A 19,204-nucleotide genomic window follows, 5' to 3' on the forward strand; every position below is an offset into this window, starting at 1 on the left:
ATGAATAAACTAAAAACATTCATATCGGCAGGTCTGCTTTGCGCATCTGTTACGGGTGCGCAGGCACAGGGTGTTACAGAGATAATAACAGACAGGTACGTAATATCCGTTACGGGCTATAGCAGAGTAACGGACGAAGGCTTCCAGATTGACTGGTCCGTAGGTGAACCAATAGTTGAAACCATTTCTGCCGGCAAGTGGGTGCTTACCCAGGGGTACCAGCAACCACGTAATGGCCGTGTTGTCAGTGAAACCTCTGAAGTAGACCCTATGATCATTTATCCTAATCCGGCCAACAATACCGACAATGTGACAATTGAGTATACGCCGGCGGATACCACTGAGCAAAGGCTGATAACACAGTTTGATGTTAAGATAATGAACTACATAGGCCAGGTTGTTTATACTGATACTAAAACGGTTGAACCCGAAACTCCCGTTATCATGTATACAATACCATCCGGCAAACTTTCCCGTAGCTTCTATCTTGTAAGCCTGATCCTCAATACCGGTGTAACTATAACAAGAAAATTACTCAGAGTGGACTACTAAGTTTTGTATATTGCCAGCATGAAAAAACTGATTCCACATTGTTTCATGCTGACAGCAGTTATGATAAGCGCCTGTGTACAGGCTTCGGCACAAAAGAAAAGCCCTGTTCTGAACCATATCGCACACTACGTGAAAGACCTTGAAAAATGCACTGCATTTTACCGAGATATTCTTCAGATCGATACCATTCCGGAACCATTTCACGACGGACGCCACACCTGGTTTAAAATAGGTGAGCATAGTCAGTTGCACCTGATCGGCGGAGCCAAAGAGGTGACAACGCATGACAGAAACTCACATCTGTGTTTCAGCGTACCGTCCATGGACGCGTTTATTAACGGGTTACAGAAGAACCGTATTTCCTTCTACAGCTGGGCAGGAGAATTAAATAAGGTAACTAACCGCGTAGATGGGGTTAAGCAGGTTTATATCACTGATCCGGAGGGATATTGGGTAGAGATCAATGATGACCGGTATTAGCAACAGGCCCTGCCGGTGGCAGGACCTGGGCAAACTACGGCTTAAGAAGATTTAATCTCCACCTGTGTCTTAGGCAGGCAGTAAGGATGATTCTGCTGTATGAAGCTGATCATTCTTTCCCGTATATAGCAACGCAGATCGAACGCTTTTCCCGAACTATTGGCACTTACCAGGAAACGCACCTCTATCACCCGTTCCTTAATATCCGTTACCTGCATCACTTTTACCCGGCCGTCCCACAGGGGCTGGTCTTTCAGCAACCGGTCAAATTCCAGCCGCAGGGCATCAAAGGGAGCAGTATAGTCCAGGTATATAAAGGCGGTACCAAGAATCGCAGAACCTGTACGGGTCCAGTTCTGGAAAGGTTTTTCAATAAAATAGTTGATAGGCAGGATCAGCTTGCGCTGGTCCCATATGCCCAGTACCACGTAAGTCAGCGTGATCTCTTCCACGCGGCCCCACTCTCCTTCCACTACCAGCACGTCATCTATCCTGATAGGCTGGGTAAAAGCGATCTGCATACCTGCCAGGAAATTACCAAGAGAGCGTTGTGCAGCAAATCCCACGATAATACCACCAACGCCTACACCTGTCAGCAAACCGGCGCCGATTTTCCGCAGGTTGTCAAAACTTAACAAAACGGCACAAAGTGTGAGGACCATAATGGTGCTGACAGCCAGTTTTCTTACAAACTGCAGTTGTGTACGCAATTTCCGCTCCCTCAGGTTATCTTCTTTTTTCAGGTCATACTGGTGATACATATAATCTTCAAAAACCTTCACCAGGCCTGTCAATGTAAATCCGAACGTGATGATCAGGCCTATTTCTGTAACTCTGCTGAGGAAGTTCAATGATCTGGACGGCAGTTCCATCAGCGGAAGCGCCATATTAAACAGCAGCAGGGGCAGAAAATAGTTGATAGGCTTTCCCAGCCGGAAAACGATAGAACGGACCAGGGAGTAATCAGTCACTTTACGGGCGGTGAACTTCAGGAATACTGCAAGCAGGTATTTGATGATCAATCCCGCCAGCAGTGCGGCGCATCCCAGTAAAATATTCCATAAGAACGGTGGCAGGCGCAGGCTTTTCTGTAAATCTTCGGGCATTATGGGTTATTTTATGATATCTTGCAGACTCCGCAAAGAACATACCGTATGGCATACGGCCGGTTAAAAATTAAAACTGCTGCTCTGTCACCATATGTGTACTAACTACAATTATGTATCTTTAGCTAAATATTAACTGATCAAAACCATATAAGCATTTTGTATTTTGATGAATTTGACCTGGATGACCGGGTATTGGATGGCATAGATGCAATGGGTTATACAACGGCCACCCCTGTGCAGGAAAAGGTGATCCCTCCTATCATTGACGGGAAAGATATCCTGGCCTGCGCCCAGACCGGTACCGGAAAAACCGCCGCCTTCCTGCTCCCCATCCTTCACCGCCTGATCACTGAGCCCCATGATACCAATAAGATCAACTCACTGATTATAGTACCTACACGCGAACTGGCTGTTCAGATAGCACAGACGCTGGAAGGCATGTCTTATTTTACTTCCGTCAGCTCTATCGCCGTTTACGGCGGCAGCAACGGCGCCCTTTTCTCTGCCGAGAAAAAAGCACTGACCTCCGGAGTAGATATTGTGGTATGCACACCCGGCCGTATGATAGCTCATCTCAATATGGGTTATGTAAAGCTGGATGCAGTAAAATACCTGGTACTGGACGAAGCAGACCGTATGCTGGACATGGGCTTTAATGATGATATTATTAAGATCACTTCTTTTCTGCCCAAACAGCGGCAAAATCTTCTGTTCTCTGCCACTATGCCGGATAAGATCAGGAAACTGGCGCTGAAGATCCTGCATAACCCGGAAGAGATCAATATTGCCATCTCCAAGCCCCCGGAAAAGATAGTACAGGAGGCCTTCATTGTATTTGAAGAGCAGAAAACGCCGCTGATCAAGCATCTCCTGCAAAAGAAGGAGTTTGGCAATATCATTATCTTCTGCTCCCGTAAGCAGCAGGTAAAACAACTCTGCCATGACCTGCAGCGGGCAAAATTCTCTGTAGAACAGATCCACTCCGACCTGGAGCAGGAGCAACGGGAACAGGTGCTGATGGATTTTAAGAATAAAAAGCTGAAAATGCTGGTGGCGACAGACATCCTGAGCCGCGGTATTGATATTGAAGATATTGACCTGGTGATCAACTATGATGTTCCTAATGACGCGGAAGATTATATTCACCGTATTGGCCGTACTGCCCGTGCCGCTACTGATGGTACTGCCTATACTATTGTGAGTGATAAAGAGCAGCGGAAGTTTGCGCGTATAGAGGAAGTCCTGGGAAAACCTGTTACCAAGTCTGAAGTTCCTCAACAGCTGGGGCCTGTTCCGGAATATGCGCCGAAATTGCATCGTTCCGGTGGCGGGCACCGTAACGGGAAGAAGAGACCGGGAGGCCCTCGTCCCGGAGGAAATCGTAATCAGCAGAATAATCGTCGAAATAGTTCGAAGCCGAAGTAATCATATAAACATATCAGGGCAAAAAAGACAGCCCGCACCTTCGGTGCGGGCTGTCTTTTTTGGAAATGGCCCCCATTTTTCCATTTTCTGGAAAATCTTTCCTGAAACTAGACGCTTTCCGTACCATGCCAATTCCTAAATCAGCCACTGTGGCCGATCTGGCACCATGCCATTTTCTGGCACTCAAATGGTTTCTTACTAATCAAACAACGATTATGGCAAACAAGTACGACAGCAGGATTTATATAGTAGATGACGATCCGTTCTGTCTGGCGTCATACGAAAAACACCTCCGGGGACAGGGTTACGAACACATCAGTTCGTTCCAGAACGGAGGGGACTTCCTGGTACAACTGACTGATAAGCCTGACATCGTACTGCTGGATTATGATCTGGGAGATATGAACGGACTGGATATTTTAAAGCAGATCAAACGTTTCAACACCAACATCTTTGTCATCTTCGCCAGTGCAAGCCAGGAACCGGAAGTTGCTGCGGAATCACTCAAAAACGGCGCATTTGACTATATTATTAAAGACGAACATGTACTTGAACATATCACCACAACATTAAATAAGTTATACGTAGTAAAAGATTATCTGCAAAAACGACGACGGAATGGAAGGGGGTTTATCTTCTGAGAAAGCCGTTGCTCCCAAAAAAAATATTGCTTTTTTCATAACCAATGCCGGTAAGCCTACACCTGCAACAGGCCCTGTTTATCCCTTTACCTATGATCTGCTAAATACTTTTTTTATGAAAAAGATGATCGCAATACACCTGAAAGATGACCGAAGCGGTAGTTCATTAATATTTCGGCAGTCGCTCGAAGCATTAGCTGAAAAAGGTATGACTGTACATCTTATTACAACGCGCACCAACGATACTCCAGGGTTCCTTACAGACGTACCCGGTATTCAGTATCACTATATAAGAAATTACGAACGGGGGGACAAATGGCGCACTTTCTTCAGTTTCCTGTTGGCACAGCTGCTTATTTTCAGGAAAGTTTTGGGGCTGATTGAACCGGGCGATAGCGTGTACATCAATACACTGCTGCCGTTTGGCGCAGCATGGGCCGGCAGGCTGAAGAACGCGCCGATCACTTATCACATTCACGAAACAGCGGTACATCCTGCTTACATGCGTAAGTTCCTGCTGTATATGGCACAACAGATGGCTACACATGTGATATTCGGCTCCCGTTATGTAAAGACACAGATGAATTTTCCGAAGTCAACGCATCATATTATTCATAGCTGTTTGCCTGAGTCTTTTGTACAGGAGGCCTTACTGCATACCAATCACGGATCACGTAAGACTGTGCTGATGATAGCTTCTCCGGGCCATGAAAGTGGTGTGATGGAGCTGCTGCAGCTGGCTGGACTGATGCCTTCCACAAGGTTTGAGCTGGTGCTCAATGCCAGCAGGAAGGAAAGAAAAGAATTCTTTGGCCTGCGGTTGATCCCTGATAATGTGATAGTGTATGGTCCGCAGATTAACCTTCACCCCTTCTATCAACGTGCGGCTGTAGTGTTGAACCTGTCACAGACGGAGCATTACCAGGATATATTCGACATCAGCATTCTTCAGGCCATGAGTTATGGCAGGCCGGTAATAGTACCGCTTGCAGGAGGCGCTAACGAGCTGGTAGCGCATGGATGGAACGGATATCGTATCAGTGGTCATTACCTGGAACAAGTACGCCGTCACGTTGAACAGCTGCTACATAACAAACCGTTGTACGCCGATATGAGCTGTGCTGCTCAACTGGTAGCTTCCCAGTTCAAACCTCAGGTGTTCAAACAACAGGTAGAAGATATTTTCCTGGAAGGTAATGTGTTCACTCCTGGCAGGAAAAAGGAACAGCTTGCAGAAGTATTGCTTTACCCTGCAGCATTACAGGACTACATTAATAATTCCCTTAACTAAGATATTGTGTGATGAGAGATGCAAACATTCATCCCGGCCCCATGAAGATGCTGGCTGGAAGTACGGAAAGGGGGCCTGGGGATGCTTGTTAAAGATTTTTGAGGTTTCATGTGAACATTGTGTTGAGTATGCAGACATTTATCCCGGCCCCGGTGCAGTTGCTGTCAGCCGGGTTCCAGAAGGGGCCGGGGCATGTCTTTCTGAAAAGTTCTTAAAAAAGGTGTGTAGAGTATATGAAACATTCATCCCGGCCCCGGATACGGTTGCTGTCTGGTCTGGTAGCTTGAAGGGGCCGCAGGATGTCTGTCTGAGAAACACTAAAGAAGCCATAATTGTAGATGAACAGAGAACACTCATCCCGGCCCTGGTGCCGTTGCTGTCAGTGATAGAGAAGGGCCGGGATGATCTTTTTAAAACGAACAGATCTGCCAACTTATAGAAAGCCATCTCCCAGCTCCGGTGCAAATGAGAAGTGTTATGACAAGGAGCTGGGTTTAATTTAAAAAAATCGGGTTATCGTATAAATCCCTATGCCAGATGAGAGGGGCGCCTTCAGATCGAAGGCGCCTTTATTTTAGGGACAACGATATATTTCTTTATAGATATTTAAATAACTATGCAACTAACGAGGACAACAATCCAAAACAGGGTTAATGAAGTAGTAGCCGGGATCTTAATTGATCATGACTTCCTGATAAAACGGGAAGAAGGTACTCAGATATTTAAGTGCGTAAAGAGAAGTAGATCAGGGTATGACTATACCACCTTACCCAGCATTCGTTATCACAGTGACCTGTTTACTTTTAATCTTACATTATTTAAGCGTATAGATGCTGTTGAGCAGGTATGGCAGGACCTGGCGCCTCTGGTCAATGTTCATTACCAGGATACGGAGAACCCTGCTACATTTCATGTTGGCGGTGATTCATTACAATTTCCCTATACAGAACACGCTCTTAATGATGTGCAGGACATCCTGACAGATCTATTGACCAGCCATCTGTTACCTGATCTGGCAACATTCAGTGACATAAAAAAACTGGATGCTTTTATCAATACCTCTTTTCCCTATAATGAAAATGTGCATTCCATGCTGGGTATTGAGGGTTTAATATTCAAACGGATAGCTATTGCCAGGCTTGCAGGTAATCCGAACTTTGAGGACCTGTGCAATTTTATCAGGAATAGTTTTGATTGGTACAGGGAGTATGCTAAAAATGACGGGCTGGAATACTTTGCCAATTATCCGGTTGTTTTTGAGAAAGTATATGAGCGGTTGAAAAATAAATGACTTTATAATTTATCATTTGGCTTATTGGTTACCAAATTAAGTTAATGATTGATGATGGCCATCATCAATCATTAACTTTTATAGTACAGATAGCAGTATCCCGTCACACCAGCCCCTTCCTCTCCAGATCTTCCTTCATTTCCAGGAAAGCTGCAGACTCCTGCCCTGCCTTGCTTTCATTTGTAATACCTCTGGTTGTTGTATTACCTTTACTATTCTTCACAGCCTCCACCTCTCTGCCGGTTTTCGTTCCGGCATTATTTTCATTCATTTTAAATCCCAGGTAAGCCGAAGCGCTTATCCCCATTAATGTCAGCTGCCAGTCCTCAAAGTCCAGGAAGGGAAACAGCTCATTATGAATATTCTTAATAAACGCCACAACGAAAGCAATTCCGAAAATAATAGTGAACACTATAGACTGGAACCGGTGTATACTTATTCCACCATCGTCCGAAAGAATATCTATCAATAGACCTTTGGCTGGTCCAACATCCTGGTGCCTGACAGGAACGGCATCCTTATTGGCTTCTGTCTGGGAATTATCAATGACCTTTCCAAACAGGGCTACTGCCAGCCCCCCCCCCAACAGGATAGCAATAGTAGAAGTAAATGCCGGCAATATACCGGTATAGATATAAAAGGCCAGGAAACAGGAAAGTATGATACTGGTCCACCATAGCAACTGTACCTTGGCATAGCTGAAAGGCCTTTCTTTTTCCGGTCTTAAAGCGCTGGTCTGAGGGTCATAGCTCAGGTCCCGGCAAAGGGGAGTACGGAACAGTAACCATAATCCCGGTCCTGCTACCAGTAAGAATCCTATTATCAAGCCCCAGCGGGGAGAAGCCGCTTTATTCTCATACAGTTTCTTTGTGTGCTCCTGCTGGGCTTTCAGCGTTTTGAGCAAGGCTGTGGAAGCTTTCTGAGCAGTGGTGTCTGTCTTTTTATTGGTAGTATCTTTCATTTTCTTATTAGTAGTGGAGTCTGTTGCTGCTTTAGTGGTACTATCCTGTGCCAGGTTATCTGCAAATACTCTTCCCGAGAAAAACAGCATCAGTATAACGAGAGCATATTTCATGATTATGGATTTAGCTATTGTAAATTAAATTCCCGGAGGGAGCCAGTCAATACCAACTGGTTTGTATATTCCGGGAGGCGTATTACCTCCCGGGCCCCTTTAATTGATGAAGCTATAATTCAATGAAATGAACCATCCCGGCCGGATCACGTCCCGGGTAACCGTACCGGGATTAGTGACATATTTGCGGTCGGTTGAATATGCTGAAGACAAACGGCTTACAAAACCACCTATTACACCTCCGGTTATCATCAGCCTGTTCTTGTCTCCTGTTATGAAAGATGCTCCCAATAAGATCCTGGGCTTGGGTTTATCAGCCACAGACATTCCTGCTCCGAAGGCTACGCCCAGGTAATTGCATTTTTCTTTTGTCAGGTTCCAGCCGGTATAAGCCAGGGCATTGATGCCAAATTCAGCTTTCCCGGAATGTTTTTCTTTCATAACAGAAAAAGAGGAATCTTCATTTTCTTTCGTGGCATATGTTTCGTTGAAAAGGCCGCCGGTGTAAATGCCGGCACTTACACCCCATACCTGTCTCGGTACCCAGGGCAGGAAAAATGTGGTTTTGTAAGGCGGCAGTCCCAGGCTGTCTGCTCTTGGCTTAAATTCGATGGTGATCTTTTTCCGGTCGTCAAACAGGTAAAGCGGTAGTGAGGTATAACAGCCTGTTGAAGAAAGCTGCAGCTGTTTTAGTTGGGTGATGAGCTTATCCTGAGCCTGCAGGCTGACATTAGATTGTGCAGCTGTCAAAGCTGTGGTCATCCGTGCATATGAGCCCCTGATCAGGGTATCATTCAATTTCAGTCCTGCATCCTTTTGCATAGCTGTATAGTGGGGAGTGACTTTTTTAATGTAGTTGAAGGCATCTTCTTCAATAGCATGTTGCTTGTTAATCAACTGTTTCCTGAGATCCTCCATCTTCCGCTCAATGTCGGCAATCGTCTTTTCGGATGCTATCTCTCCTTCTGCGCAACTGATAACCGGTTCCATTTTAATCCGGAATTTGCGCTGGAGGTTATACAATAAGTCCTCTGCATCCTGGTTGATCTTATCTATCTCGCGTTTTTGTTGCAGGATAGCGTCTATTTCATCGGATTGGATTTCCAATACAGTAGGGGTAGTCTTCTTCTTTCCGCCTACTGCTGCTACAAGTGCCTTCCCTCCCGCCAGAGCAGGTACAACACTTACAGCAGAGGAAAGGTTTGCTACCAGGTCTGCCAGGTTGTTGTTGTTCAGAAAGTTTGAAAGTAATGTTCCGTTATTGGGTGGTATAATATCCAGCGTATCAATATCTACTACAGATAATTTATACAGGTTAGGGTTATAATTGATAACCCTGAGCTGTACCGCATCACGCTTATTCAACTTCCTGGTGGAAAAGTCAATCTGCTTTGTTTTAAAATCAACGGTGACAGTAGAATTCTGCGAAAAACCGTCCTGTGGCAGCAGAGAAAGTGAGAGTGCCAGCAAACAAAGGCTTCTTAAGTAAATAGTGTACATGATCATTGGGATTAATAGTTGAAGAAATGAATGACGGTATAAAGTTCAGTTGTTTGTTTCTGGGGGACAACGGGGAAATTGTCAGAGGGGGCCGGTTTTTTTCCCGTATTTGAGGGGGATGGTTAGATGTTGGCTGAATTTTGTCTTTTGAGGAAATACGTAAAAGCAGTTTGTAAAAGTATATCAAAGCAAGCTGCCCCGAGTCAGACTATTCGTGTTTTAATATAATATTTCTTCCGTAACCAGAACGCTACATTTACAAGCAGGATCAGAGCAGGCACCTCTACTAATGGCCCAATCACACCAGCAAAGGCTTGTCCTGAATTAATACCAAATACTCCGATAGCTACAGCTATGGCCAGTTCAAAGTTGTTCCCGGCAGCGGTAAAGGAGATAGCAGCATTTTGTGAATAATCCGCCCCAAGGGCCTTTCCCATGAGGAAGCTTGCCAGGAACATAATGGCAAAATATATTACCAGGGGCAGGGCAATCCGTAGTACATCAAAGGGTATTTGTACTATCAATCCACCCTTCAGACTGAACATTACGATTATAGTAAAGAGAAGTGCTATTAAGGTAACAGGAGAAATAAAAGGGATGAATTTCTCCTGATACCATTGTTCCCCTTTCAGGTTTAGCAATATATACCGGCTGATAATTCCAGCGGCAAAAGGGATACCTAAGTAGATAGCAACACTTTCTGCTATCTGGCCGATCGTTATGTTGACAGACAACCCTTTATAACCAAAAAAAGGTGGCAAAATAGTAATGAAAACGTAGGCATAAATACTGTATAACAATACCTGGAATATGCTATTTAAAGCAACTAATCCCGCTGCGTATTCCCTGTTACCGTCTGCCAGCTCGTTCCATACAATCACCATAGCAATACAACGCGCAAGACCTATTAGGATCAGCCCTACCATGTATTCGGGATAGCCATGCAGGAACAAGAGCGCCAAAAGGAACATCAGTACAGGCCCTATTACCCAGTTGAGCAACAGGGATACACCTAATATCTTTGCATCTTTAAAGACCTTTCCCATCTGTTCATAACGCACTTTTGCCAAAGGCGGATACATCATGAGGATTAATCCTACTGCTAACGGAACATTGGTGGTACCAGATGAAAAAGAGTTAATGAATGTTGATATACCAGGTATGATATAGCCAATAGCCACACCGATCGCCATCGCAAGAAATATCCACAGCGTGAGGTAACGGTCTAAAAAGCTGAGGCGCTTTCTTTCTATAACAGGATTACAGTTGCCTGCGCTCATAATCAGGAAATGTGATGAAGAATGAAATTACTACTATATTGCCTGATCATCTCACGTACCACCCTGAACTGATCCATAATTTCTGGTTCTGTGCCTGTGGCTTTTGCCGGGTCCGGGAAGTTATAATGAAACTTCTGAGCCGTAGTAGGGAAATACGGACAACGTTCTTTAGCATTGTCACAAACGGTGATCACGTAGTCAAAGTCAATACCACGATATTCGTCAATATGATTGGAAGTATGACCTGAAATATCGATACCATCTTCCTTCATGATAGCGATAGCACGGGGATTTACGCCATGTGTTTCAACCCCTGCGCTATACACTTCAGCTTTTCCTGCTGCGAAATGTCTTAAATAGCCTTCAGCTATCTGGCTGCGGCAACTGTTGCCTGTACAAAGTACCAATATCTTTTTCATATCAACTTTTGAGTGTGTCTGATTTTTAATCGCAACAACCGGGTGCGCAACAAGCTGATGCCTGTGGTTTTTCAGCGTAAACGGTAATACTATAGATCCCTGTATTGCTGTTCCTGAACTGGCTTATTTCATTCTGTGGCAGGTAGTTTGACAGAATATCGTCCGGTATAAAAATGGCTTTCTCTTTCTGTAAAGTGATATTGACAAATCCGTTACTGTTTATCAGCTCCAGGTATGATTTTTTCTGAATGGCGCCAGATACACAGCCTGCATACATTTCCGCAGCCTGCTGAATGATAGGAGGCAGATCTCCTTCCAGTACGATATCCGAAATACTGAAATGCCCACCGGGTTTCAATACCCGGAAAACCTCTTTGAGAACACCATCTTTATTGGGTACCAGGTTTAATACACAGTTGCTTACTATCACATCTGCAACATTAGCCGTTACAGGCATCTTTTCAATATCTCCCTGCCGGAATTCGACGTTGTTATAATTTAACTTTTCTGCATTGGCACGAGCTTTTTCAATCATAGCAGGGGTAAAGTCTATACCAATGACCTTTCCTGTCTCCCCTGTTTCCTGACGGGCAATGAAACAGTCATTGCCAGCACCGGAGCCCAGGTCTATTACGGTGTCTCCCTTTTTAATCCGGGCAAACTGAGTAGGCAGGCCACAACCTAATCCGAGATCAGCGTCAGGGTTATAGCCTTCCATCTTTGAATAATCTTCACTCATAATGTTATACACCTCTGCTGAGCAGCAGCCGGAACCACAGCAGGAAGCCTGGTTGGTTTCTTTGTCCTGTAAAGCAATTTCACTGTATTTCTGTTTTACAAGTTCTTTCAGTTCCTGATCGGTAGACATAAAAGAGAGTTTTAATTATTAAATCGCAATATTGCGATATATTAAAGCAAAAAAAATCAACAACAGTTGTTATCGATAGTTACATTTTTAAAGAAGCTGTTGAACAGTTCTTTATACTTCAGCCATACTTTAGGATCGATACAATAACAAACGCTCGGCCCATCAATTGTTCCCTGAATAATACCGGCATTCTTCAATTCTTTAAGATGTTGGGAGGTTGTTGCCTGGGCCAGTCCCAGTTCATCGACAATATCCCCGCATACACAGGCATTTTTCTTAACCAGGTACTGCAATATTGCAATCCGGGCAGGGTGAGCCAGCGCCTTAGCCATTGAAGCCAGTTCATTCTGTTGTTCTGTAAATAGTTCAGTTTTTGTAGCTCCCATACCTTAAATTCCCATCGCAATATTACGATATATAATTCAATCTCAAAAAAAACACTTCAAATTTCTTAAAATATTTTCCTGCTTTTTGGAAGGTATCGCAAAATGCGATACCAGGTTTGCCACCAGGATCACTTCTTTTAATACTTTTCTCATAATATTATTAAACAACGATTTCTTCCTGTAGCTATAAAAAGAAAAAGACCGAAACCGGCCTTTAATTCTATGCGAGTACGTATGGCATATAAATTTTCATTACCGCTTCTGCCATCTGCGTCATCAACTTACAGAAGAAAATAGCATCTGCCCGTTCTTCTGTAGTCCAGCTATCTGCCTGTGGGCTGGTCATAGCTGTATCAACGATCTCCTGCATAACTCTTCTCACATCTTCAATATCATCATAACATGACAAAAACTGATTAATTAAATTGATGGGAGGTTGTGAAGCGTAAGTGGTGTTACTAAACAATTTTACTGTAGACATACTGACAATTTTTTTGGTTAACAAAAAACGTGGGATCCCTTGCCGCCTACAAAGAACCCGTTGAAAGAAGGGATGACACGACGGACAAGGACCCCACGCAATACATTGCCTTGAGTATATCCATTACAGTGCTTGTCTGAACTCTTTCAACTTTTCTTTGTAGCGACTGTTTTGATAAAACAAAAATAACACCCCTGTTTTATCCAATCAAACACCATTCTGTTCAATCTGTATATTTTGTTCAGCCTGTTCACACAACTTTTATTACTTTTAACCTGCAAATATTATCATTATTGAATGAACCCAACAGTGAAATACAAAGGAACCTATACAGATAGCCTTGGCCCCGCAGAAGTTACAATTGAAAATGATTTTAAGACCCTGCATGTTGATATTGACGGTGTAAGATTTTCCGGCTCAGAATTTTCAGACCTGGCAATAGTTGACAAAGCAAACCATCCCCAAAAACAACTTGAAAGATTTTCGTTCTATCCAATACCAGTTTATAACACAGATACGATCCAGGAAACATTATGCAACTGTTCTTTTGAGTTTTCTATAAACCAGGTACTTATTGACAGAAGGAAGAATACAGATATCGATGCCAGGCTTTCAGTTAACTATTCATTAGGCAAAGCACGGCCTCAACCTCAGAGTGGAATTGAATCTGAAAAAGTACAACTGACCCTATTTATAAATGAATGGCAATTCTCAGGCGAAGGAGATTTTTTCGAAGTGGCCTTTGATCAGATCAAAGCGCAGCTAACAGACAGGTATAGCTTTAAGAATTGTTATGGTTGTTTGTACGGCGATTATTCATACATAGGACAAAGTAGCTTTGGAACAATGCAATGTTATGTAAATCAAAAAGAGGCATATCTTAAAGTGAACAGCAAAGACGATTATATGGATTTACCAGCAGATTACAGGCAGGTACAGGAAATATACTGTTGTGATAAATTTGAAATAAGGAAACCAGGAACCGGTTACCGTGGCTGATATTTATACACTGCTCATATCTGGAGAAAGCCCTCCTGCTAAAACAGTAACTTGCCTTCAGTAAAATTAAATTCAAACTGATGCACCACCGTTTTCTCCAATAATTGGAAAATTTCCTAAATTAACATAAAATTCCATGAATGCTCGATTTCAAGATTTTCATTGTTGAAGATGACAAATGGTATGGTGGGCTTTTACATCATTACCTCAGTCAAAACCCCGATTACGATGTCACCCTTTTCGGTACGGGCAAGGAATGCCTTGCACAGTTACATCGCAAACCAGATCTCGTTACCATCGATTTTGGCCTCCCTGATATGACCGGAGAAGAGCTATACGGCAAAATAAAGCAGGCCTACCCCAATTTACCGGTTATCATTATCAGCGCCCAGGAAAGGATCACTACAGCCGTCAACCTCTTAAAAATGGGCGCAGAAGATTATCTCATCAAAGATGAAAACACACAACAACTGCTCTGGAGAGCTATCATAAGGCTAAGGGAAAAACAATCCCTTCATAATGAAATATCCGAGCTGAAAGCTGAACTTAAAACAAAATACGACTACTCTCATTCTATTATCGGTAAAAGCCCTGCCCTGCAGGCCGTTTTCAAGTTAATAGATAAAGCGGCCGGCTCACTCATCAACGTATCCATTGCCGGCGAGACCGGAACAGGTAAAGAACTGGTAGCAAGAGCCGTACATTACAACTCCTCCAGGAGCGGACACCCCTTCATACCTGTAAACATGGCAGCTATACCAAAAGACCTTGTGGAAAGTGAGCTGTTCGGCTATGAAAAAGGCGCATTTACCGGCGCACTCAACAGGAAATCCGGCCGTTTTGAAGAAGCAGGCAGCGGCACGCTTTTCCTGGACGAAATAGGAGAAATGGACCTGAACATACAGAGTAAACTGCTCAGAGTACTGCAGGAAAAGGAATTGACACGCCTGGGCGGCACCAGCAAGATAAAACTGGATTTCCGGCTGGTAGTGGCTACACATAAGAACCTCTCGGAAGAAGTGAAGAAAGGTAATTTCCGGGAAGACCTTTACTACCGTATAGTTGGTCTCCCTATTAACCTTCCTCCGCTGAGAGAACGCAGAGAAGATATACTGCTGATCACCCAGCACTTTCTCACAGCCTACTGCAAGGAAAACAAGATACCGGAGGTCAGGGTCTCTCCCGCCGCCCGTGAGAAACTGCTTGATTACAGCTACCCGGGCAATGTACGTGAGCTGAAATCTGTAGTTGAACTGGCAGCTGTAATGTCAGAGAACAATATAATAGAACCGGAAGATATTACCTTCCTTTCCGGCAACAGCCAGAATGTTGATGCTGTACTGAATACAGAACTTACCCTCCGGGAATATACCCGGCTCATTATACGGAACTATCTTAAACGCTACGATGATAACGTGCTGCTTGTAGCGGAAAAACTGGACATTGGTAAATCTACTATTTACAAAATGTTACAGACGGGAGAAATAGAAGGCGCTTAACACCTCAATTACCGGATACCGTGCATAAGCAATATTCTTATACATACCTGTATAAAATAGCGAACAACAGCAATTCCTTTATCAGGAAGATGATCGGCATATTCATCAGCTCACTGGATGAATATATTGCAGACCTTGACAGAGAGCGGCATAACAGGAATATGGAAGAGCTGAAAAAGACTATTCATAAAATGAAACCCAGCATACTCAACCTTGAAGTGAAAGGTGCTGCGAAAGAACTGGAATTGCTGTCAAAGCATGACAAATGGAATGCTGCAGTAGATGCCAGCGTAGTCAGGCTAGGTACAATCTTACAGAATATCAGGCCTTTGATGCAGAAAGATCTGCAGGAGTTGCCTGAGACTGACGAATAAAAAAAGAATTGCTTTTACCTGCGGCAAAAGCAATTCTTTTTTTCGAAGAAATTAAAAATTTACCTGTTTGCATCACGTAATGCCTTGATCTGATCATGAGAGGCTTTTAAAGTCATCTGTTGCTCGCTGATCATTTCACGCAGGTATGCCGGCAGTTCTTCTTCATCCAGTGCCATTCTGTATGCCCGTTGCGCAGCATCTTCCCCCGCTTCGCAATTAGCCAGGATAGATTCGCGGGTACGTCCTGTAAATACGGCCTTCACATCCATCCAGGCGCGGTATATCTTACCGGCAGTAGTAGTTGAATGATCCATATCTCCACCCAATACATTTACTTCTGTTCCAAGTGCAAGACGTATTTCATGACTTTCACTGATCATAGAAGAGAACAGTGCCTTCAGGTCTGAATCTTCTGCTTTCAAATCTTCCAATGCCTTTTCATAGCCTGCAATACGGTCATTATTGATCTGTATCAGATCATTCAGTGTTTCAATGGTTTCCAGTGTTGCTTGCATAAAATAAACTTTTTGGTTACCTGAACAGGCCAAAAAATTATGCCACAGCATTTCTCCTACAGGTATGAAACATATCCGTAGAAATACTAGCAAAGGAATCATCATTATGTGTAAATTAACGGACGGGCTCAGGTAGCGGGAACAGGGACCTTCACCGCCTGTCTTCCCAGCAGTTTCCACTGATTACCCTCTTTGGCCCATATCAGCAAAACATGCAGGTGCACATTTCCAGGTTTACCCCCGTCATTGGTTTCGGCAGTCAGGGTATGACGAACAAGAGCAGTATTGCCAACAATGGTTATTTTCTGATCTGTGAAAGCGAGAGTGATAAAATCAGAGTTACCACCTACAATGTTGGATACAAAAGCAGCTTTATCTTCTATTTTCCCACCGGAGTGACCATAGCTGAGCTTATCGTCAGTCAGTTTTTCCAGTGTTGCCTTATCAGCATCCTGCATTGCTTTTCTTAATGACTCTACCTGGTCGGCTATGGTCTTTTCGTCTTTGGTCTGGGCAAATGATAGGATAGACATGGTACAAAATGCGAGTAATAAACAATAAAGTTTCATAAAGTGGTCTTATTGCTTAAATATAGGGAGAATTAAACAAAAAAAAAGGCTGGCCTGCGGCCAGCCTGAAAAAAGCTTAGTTCATTGAGCTGCCATATTGCTTTCTGAAAGCCACCAGTGCTTCCTGCGTCCATTGCTGATAATCTTCCAGCTGAATACCCAGGCGCTCATCACGCTCTATCTCTTTATATTCCCGGCTATCCCAGTAACCTTTAGCCAATGATCTCACATTATCAACAGCCACTGTTCCCGCTACACCATATTCATCAGGATAGCTTTTGTAATTGCCTGTAGCCAGTTCCTGGATAGAATGTTTAACGCCTTCTCTGTTCTTCTTTGACATGGTAAAAATTTTTGGTTCAGTCTTTAAAGAACAACAATTATTCCTCCATGCCAGGAAACAGATAACTTTAACTTATTCTTCAGATATCTTTAAGTTATCTTTTACCTTTCTTCTCATCAATATACCCTCCATAGGAAATAGGCTGCCTGTTAGTGCTTAATACCTGCAAAGTGGCATAACCATTATCTGAAACCGTGAGCATCAATTGCCTGGCTTCCTGTGTATCCTGCGGTTTGATCAGGATATCCCAACCGCCTTTCTTGCGCTCTTTGGATGTATATTCAAATTTTGTCGAAGTAAATTTGATACCTCCCTGACTGGGATCTATCGGCGCCACATAAGCCCGGCCAAAATAAGGCAGATAGCTGATCACCGTGTCTGGCGATATCTTCAGATCATAGTCGGAAGTGATCTGCCTGTTAGGAGATGGCTGCATAGGCTGTACCGTCTGTACTCTGAAAACATAATTCCTGTTCTCTACCAGCTGACGTATAACCGCCTTCTTATCATTATCTTTTTTCTGCGCGTATAATCCGTTATTAAACAATAAAATAGACAGCAACAATGCTGCTATAATACCCTTTTGACTGTTTTTCATAACCTATTTTTTTTAATTGATGAGCTAAGATCGTTCCATTTTTAGTCAACTTTGTGTTATAACATCTAAGTGCTATGTCAAGTTATGGCTTAAAAGGCGACCTTTGCGTAACTCATAGTAAATCAGCATTCACTATTAAACCACCATTTTGCGTAAAATTCTACGTAAAGCTACCGACCTCTGGGAAGAGCTTGTAGGCGATCCTGCATTCTTTACACTGGAGAATCGTGCATTTAACTCGATCAGTGTGATCACAATGATCCTGCTGACTATCTTATTACCCTTCAATATGTGGCTCGGCCTGACGGCCGTGTGGATTATTGTGGCTGTATTACTGGCGCTTCAGATCTTTTGCTTTTATCTATCCCGATACAGGAAAATATACAACATAAGCATGCTGGCTTATGTCCTTATCAGTTACATTACCCTTACCGCAACTTTTTACCTGAACTCCGGCAGTCATGGCCCTGCCCTGCTGCTCTTCTTTCTGACATTCAATCTCATCATAGCTTTCAGTCCCCGGCATCAGCACTGGATATGGGCTATGCTGCACCTGCTTATCCCCCTGGCACTGCTCACAAAAGAATACCTGCATCCTTCATGGATCGCTGACAATTACCGCAACGCCCAGAACAGGTACATAGATATTCTTTCCAGCTACCTGATCACACTTACCTGTATATACCTGATCACCAATTATCTCCGGAATAATTATGAAAGGGAAAAAAGGAACGCCGAAGACCGCGCTGATAAAATTGATCTGCAGAATACCAATCTTGAACAGCTGAACCAGAAAAAAGATAAACTGTTCTCCATCATTGCTCACGATCTGCAAAGTCCGCTCAATTCCATCATCACCACCCTTCACCTGATAGCAGAATACGAACTGTCTGAAGAAGATAAAAAGATGCTTGGCGATGAACTGCTTACCCTGACAAAGAACACCTCCAATATGCTGACCAACCTGCTTACCTGGTCAAAGCTGCAGATGGATGGCCGGGGAGTAAGATTATCATCCGTTCATGTGTACGACGTGGTGGAAAGAGTGCTTACACTGCAGAAAATGCTGGCAGATAAGAAATCAGTCAGTATAGCTTCCAATATAGATCCTTCTGTCTATGTAACGGCCGATAATAACATGCTGGAACTGATTATCCGCAACCTGGTGAACAATGCTATCAAATTTACTCCCGAGGGAGGCCTGATACGTATTTATCTGAAAACAGAGGATAATATATGCCGGATCATGGTGGCAGATAATGGTATAGGCATAGATGCAACTCAGCAGGATGAACTTTTTACACTGAAAACACATTCTACCTTCGGCACCAATAATGAAAAAGGGATAGGTCTGGGGCTGGTGCTTTGCAAAGAGCTGCTCAGTTTACAGGAAGGCGAGCTTTCCTTTGAAAGTTATCCGGGGAAAGGGACCACTTTCTCTGCGGCCATACCGATCAGCCAGGCGGTGGCAGGGAATAAGCTGTCTGCCTGAGATAGTTTCAGGGGAGC

General features: G+C 43.7%; 23 protein-coding genes. 11 read left to right on the forward strand and 12 right to left on the reverse strand.

What is annotated here, in order from left to right; all coding sequences use genetic code 11:
- Nucleotides 1–552 carry a T9SS type A sorting domain-containing protein gene (locus GO493_RS23700; RefSeq protein ID WP_157308717.1) on the forward strand — a complete coding sequence of 184 codons (552 nt, stop codon included), beginning with the start codon at nucleotides 1–3 and terminating at the stop codon, nucleotides 550–552.
- 18 nt (nucleotides 553–570) lie between these two features.
- On the forward strand, nucleotides 571–1,032 hold the full coding sequence (locus GO493_RS23705) for a VOC family protein (protein ID WP_232539006.1): 462 nt from the start codon (nucleotides 571–573) through the stop codon (nucleotides 1,030–1,032).
- A 41-nt stretch (nucleotides 1,033–1,073) separates the two neighbouring features.
- Here the strand turns inward: GO493_RS23705 and GO493_RS23710 are convergent, their stop codons facing one another.
- Nucleotides 1,074–2,138 (reverse strand): mechanosensitive ion channel family protein, encoded by a 1,065-nt coding sequence (locus GO493_RS23710; RefSeq protein ID WP_157308718.1) that lies wholly within the window; start codon nucleotides 2,136–2,138, stop codon nucleotides 1,074–1,076.
- A gap of 159 nt (nucleotides 2,139–2,297) precedes the next feature.
- Between GO493_RS23710 and GO493_RS23715 the strand changes: the two genes are divergently transcribed.
- From GO493_RS23715 to GO493_RS23735, 5 genes are all read left to right on the forward strand, one after another.
- Entirely contained in the window at nucleotides 2,298–3,566 is a 1,269-nt protein-coding gene (locus GO493_RS23715) for a DEAD/DEAH box helicase (RefSeq protein WP_198315812.1), read from the forward strand.
- A 215-nt stretch (nucleotides 3,567–3,781) separates the two neighbouring features.
- The gene (locus tag GO493_RS23720) at nucleotides 3,782–4,207 is read left to right on the forward strand and encodes a response regulator (RefSeq protein WP_157308719.1); all 426 of its coding nucleotides are present in this window, start codon (nucleotides 3,782–3,784) and stop codon (nucleotides 4,205–4,207) included.
- 115 nt (nucleotides 4,208–4,322) lie between these two features.
- The gene (locus GO493_RS23725) at nucleotides 4,323–5,498 is read left to right on the forward strand and encodes a glycosyltransferase family 4 protein (protein ID WP_198315813.1); all 1,176 of its coding nucleotides are present in this window, start codon (nucleotides 4,323–4,325) and stop codon (nucleotides 5,496–5,498) included.
- 4 nt (nucleotides 5,499–5,502) lie between these two features.
- Entirely contained in the window at nucleotides 5,503–5,937 is a 435-nt protein-coding gene (locus GO493_RS23730; RefSeq protein WP_157308721.1) for a hypothetical protein, read from the forward strand.
- 177 nt (nucleotides 5,938–6,114) lie between these two features.
- Nucleotides 6,115–6,789: a hypothetical protein gene (locus GO493_RS23735; RefSeq protein ID WP_157308722.1), complete on the forward strand. Its 675-nt coding sequence runs from the start codon at nucleotides 6,115–6,117 to the stop codon at nucleotides 6,787–6,789.
- A 103-nt stretch (nucleotides 6,790–6,892) separates the two neighbouring features.
- On the opposite strand, the gene GO493_RS23740 is transcribed toward GO493_RS23735, so the two are convergent.
- The 7 genes from GO493_RS23740 to GO493_RS23770 all read right to left on the reverse strand — a co-directional run bounded on the left by GO493_RS23740 (nucleotide 6,893) and on the right by GO493_RS23770 (nucleotide 12,798).
- Complete coding sequence (locus GO493_RS23740) at nucleotides 6,893–7,864, reverse strand: hypothetical protein (protein WP_157308723.1); 972 nt, start codon at nucleotides 7,862–7,864, stop codon at nucleotides 6,893–6,895.
- A gap of 99 nt (nucleotides 7,865–7,963) precedes the next feature.
- On the reverse strand, nucleotides 7,964–9,364 hold the full coding sequence (locus tag GO493_RS23745; RefSeq protein ID WP_157308724.1) for a hypothetical protein: 1,401 nt from the start codon (nucleotides 9,362–9,364) through the stop codon (nucleotides 7,964–7,966).
- Nucleotides 9,365–9,567: 203 nt separating this feature from the next.
- Nucleotides 9,568–10,644 (reverse strand): ACR3 family arsenite efflux transporter, encoded by a 1,077-nt coding sequence (arsB, locus tag GO493_RS23750; protein WP_157308725.1) that lies wholly within the window; start codon nucleotides 10,642–10,644, stop codon nucleotides 9,568–9,570.
- 2 nt (nucleotides 10,645–10,646) lie between these two features.
- On the reverse strand, nucleotides 10,647–11,063 hold the full coding sequence (locus GO493_RS23755; RefSeq protein WP_157308726.1) for an arsenate reductase ArsC: 417 nt from the start codon (nucleotides 11,061–11,063) through the stop codon (nucleotides 10,647–10,649).
- 25 nt (nucleotides 11,064–11,088) lie between these two features.
- Nucleotides 11,089–11,931: an arsenite methyltransferase gene (locus GO493_RS23760; protein WP_157308727.1), complete on the reverse strand. Its 843-nt coding sequence runs from the start codon at nucleotides 11,929–11,931 to the stop codon at nucleotides 11,089–11,091.
- Nucleotides 11,932–11,987: 56 nt separating this feature from the next.
- A complete protein-coding gene (locus GO493_RS23765) occupies nucleotides 11,988–12,317 on the reverse strand; it encodes an ArsR/SmtB family transcription factor (protein ID WP_157308728.1) in 330 nt (109 codons plus the stop codon).
- Nucleotides 12,318–12,537: 220 nt separating this feature from the next.
- Nucleotides 12,538–12,798, reverse strand: coding sequence for a hypothetical protein (locus tag GO493_RS23770; RefSeq protein WP_198315814.1), 261 nt, complete (start codon nucleotides 12,796–12,798; stop codon nucleotides 12,538–12,540).
- A gap of 297 nt (nucleotides 12,799–13,095) precedes the next feature.
- On the opposite strand from GO493_RS23770, the gene GO493_RS23775 reads away from it, so the two are divergent.
- The 3 genes from GO493_RS23775 (at nucleotide 13,096) to GO493_RS23785 (ending at nucleotide 15,670) form a co-directional block, all read left to right on the forward strand.
- Entirely contained in the window at nucleotides 13,096–13,797 is a 702-nt protein-coding gene (locus tag GO493_RS23775) for a DUF6304 family protein (RefSeq protein ID WP_157308730.1), read from the forward strand.
- 140 nt (nucleotides 13,798–13,937) lie between these two features.
- Complete coding sequence (locus tag GO493_RS23780) at nucleotides 13,938–15,296, forward strand: sigma-54-dependent transcriptional regulator (protein WP_157308731.1); 1,359 nt, start codon at nucleotides 13,938–13,940, stop codon at nucleotides 15,294–15,296.
- A 20-nt stretch (nucleotides 15,297–15,316) separates the two neighbouring features.
- A complete protein-coding gene (locus GO493_RS23785; RefSeq protein ID WP_157308732.1) occupies nucleotides 15,317–15,670 on the forward strand; it encodes an Hpt domain-containing protein in 354 nt (117 codons plus the stop codon).
- A gap of 59 nt (nucleotides 15,671–15,729) precedes the next feature.
- On the opposite strand, the gene GO493_RS23790 is transcribed toward GO493_RS23785, so the two are convergent.
- The 4 genes from GO493_RS23790 to GO493_RS23805 form a co-directional block, all read right to left on the reverse strand.
- Nucleotides 15,730–16,185 carry a PA2169 family four-helix-bundle protein gene (locus GO493_RS23790; RefSeq protein ID WP_157308733.1) on the reverse strand — a complete coding sequence of 152 codons (456 nt, stop codon included), beginning with the start codon at nucleotides 16,183–16,185 and terminating at the stop codon, nucleotides 15,730–15,732.
- Nucleotides 16,186–16,313: 128 nt separating this feature from the next.
- Nucleotides 16,314–16,718 carry a nuclear transport factor 2 family protein gene (locus GO493_RS23795; protein WP_232539008.1) on the reverse strand — a complete coding sequence of 135 codons (405 nt, stop codon included), beginning with the start codon at nucleotides 16,716–16,718 and terminating at the stop codon, nucleotides 16,314–16,316.
- A gap of 112 nt (nucleotides 16,719–16,830) precedes the next feature.
- Nucleotides 16,831–17,097, reverse strand: coding sequence for a hypothetical protein (locus GO493_RS23800; protein WP_157308735.1), 267 nt, complete (start codon nucleotides 17,095–17,097; stop codon nucleotides 16,831–16,833).
- Between the two features lie 94 nt (nucleotides 17,098–17,191).
- Nucleotides 17,192–17,695: a DUF4251 domain-containing protein gene (locus GO493_RS23805; RefSeq protein ID WP_157308736.1), complete on the reverse strand. Its 504-nt coding sequence runs from the start codon at nucleotides 17,693–17,695 to the stop codon at nucleotides 17,192–17,194.
- A 148-nt stretch (nucleotides 17,696–17,843) separates the two neighbouring features.
- Here GO493_RS23805 and GO493_RS23810 point away from each other — a divergent pair, with 148 nt between their 5' ends.
- The gene (locus GO493_RS23810) at nucleotides 17,844–19,187 is read left to right on the forward strand and encodes a sensor histidine kinase (protein ID WP_157308737.1); all 1,344 of its coding nucleotides are present in this window, start codon (nucleotides 17,844–17,846) and stop codon (nucleotides 19,185–19,187) included.
- Nucleotides 19,188–19,204: the final 17 nt, after the last annotated feature.

Origin of the sequence: Chitinophaga tropicalis, from assembly GCF_009758205.1 — a bacterium.
Taxonomy (GTDB): domain Bacteria; phylum Bacteroidota; class Bacteroidia; order Chitinophagales; family Chitinophagaceae; genus Chitinophaga; species Chitinophaga tropicalis.

What these genes read in the sequence shown, in the direction of transcription:
- GO493_RS23700 (WP_157308717.1), top strand. Translation starts at nt 1, where the DNA reads ATGAATAAACTAAAAACATTCATATCGGCAGGTCTGCTTTGCGCATCT.
- GO493_RS23705 (WP_232539006.1), top strand. Translation starts at nt 571, where the DNA reads ATGAAAAAACTGATTCCACATTGTTTCATGCTGACAGCAGTTATGATA.
- GO493_RS23710 (WP_157308718.1), bottom strand. Translation starts at nt 2,138, where the DNA reads ATGCCCGAAGATTTACAGAAAAGCCTGCGCCTGCCACCGTTCTTATGG.
- GO493_RS23720 (WP_157308719.1), top strand. Translation starts at nt 3,782, where the DNA reads ATGGCAAACAAGTACGACAGCAGGATTTATATAGTAGATGACGATCCG.
- GO493_RS23725 (WP_198315813.1), top strand. Translation starts at nt 4,323, where the DNA reads ATGAAAAAGATGATCGCAATACACCTGAAAGATGACCGAAGCGGTAGT.
- GO493_RS23735 (WP_157308722.1), top strand. Translation starts at nt 6,115, where the DNA reads ATGCAACTAACGAGGACAACAATCCAAAACAGGGTTAATGAAGTAGTA.
- GO493_RS23740 (WP_157308723.1), bottom strand. Translation starts at nt 7,864, where the DNA reads ATGAAATATGCTCTCGTTATACTGATGCTGTTTTTCTCGGGAAGAGTA.
- GO493_RS23745 (WP_157308724.1), bottom strand. Translation starts at nt 9,364, where the DNA reads ATGTACACTATTTACTTAAGAAGCCTTTGTTTGCTGGCACTCTCACTT.
- arsB (WP_157308725.1), bottom strand. Translation starts at nt 10,644, where the DNA reads ATGAGCGCAGGCAACTGTAATCCTGTTATAGAAAGAAAGCGCCTCAGC.
- GO493_RS23755 (WP_157308726.1), bottom strand. Translation starts at nt 11,063, where the DNA reads ATGAAAAAGATATTGGTACTTTGTACAGGCAACAGTTGCCGCAGCCAG.
- GO493_RS23760 (WP_157308727.1), bottom strand. Translation starts at nt 11,931, where the DNA reads ATGTCTACCGATCAGGAACTGAAAGAACTTGTAAAACAGAAATACAGT.
- GO493_RS23765 (WP_157308728.1), bottom strand. Translation starts at nt 12,317, where the DNA reads ATGGGAGCTACAAAAACTGAACTATTTACAGAACAACAGAATGAACTG.
- GO493_RS23770 (WP_198315814.1), bottom strand. Translation starts at nt 12,798, where the DNA reads ATGTCTACAGTAAAATTGTTTAGTAACACCACTTACGCTTCACAACCT.
- GO493_RS23775 (WP_157308730.1), top strand. Translation starts at nt 13,096, where the DNA reads ATGAACCCAACAGTGAAATACAAAGGAACCTATACAGATAGCCTTGGC.
- GO493_RS23780 (WP_157308731.1), top strand. Translation starts at nt 13,938, where the DNA reads ATGCTCGATTTCAAGATTTTCATTGTTGAAGATGACAAATGGTATGGT.
- GO493_RS23790 (WP_157308733.1), bottom strand. Translation starts at nt 16,185, where the DNA reads ATGCAAGCAACACTGGAAACCATTGAAACACTGAATGATCTGATACAG.
- GO493_RS23795 (WP_232539008.1), bottom strand. Translation starts at nt 16,718, where the DNA reads ATGTCTATCCTATCATTTGCCCAGACCAAAGACGAAAAGACCATAGCC.
- GO493_RS23800 (WP_157308735.1), bottom strand. Translation starts at nt 17,097, where the DNA reads ATGTCAAAGAAGAACAGAGAAGGCGTTAAACATTCTATCCAGGAACTG.
- GO493_RS23805 (WP_157308736.1), bottom strand. Translation starts at nt 17,695, where the DNA reads ATGAAAAACAGTCAAAAGGGTATTATAGCAGCATTGTTGCTGTCTATT.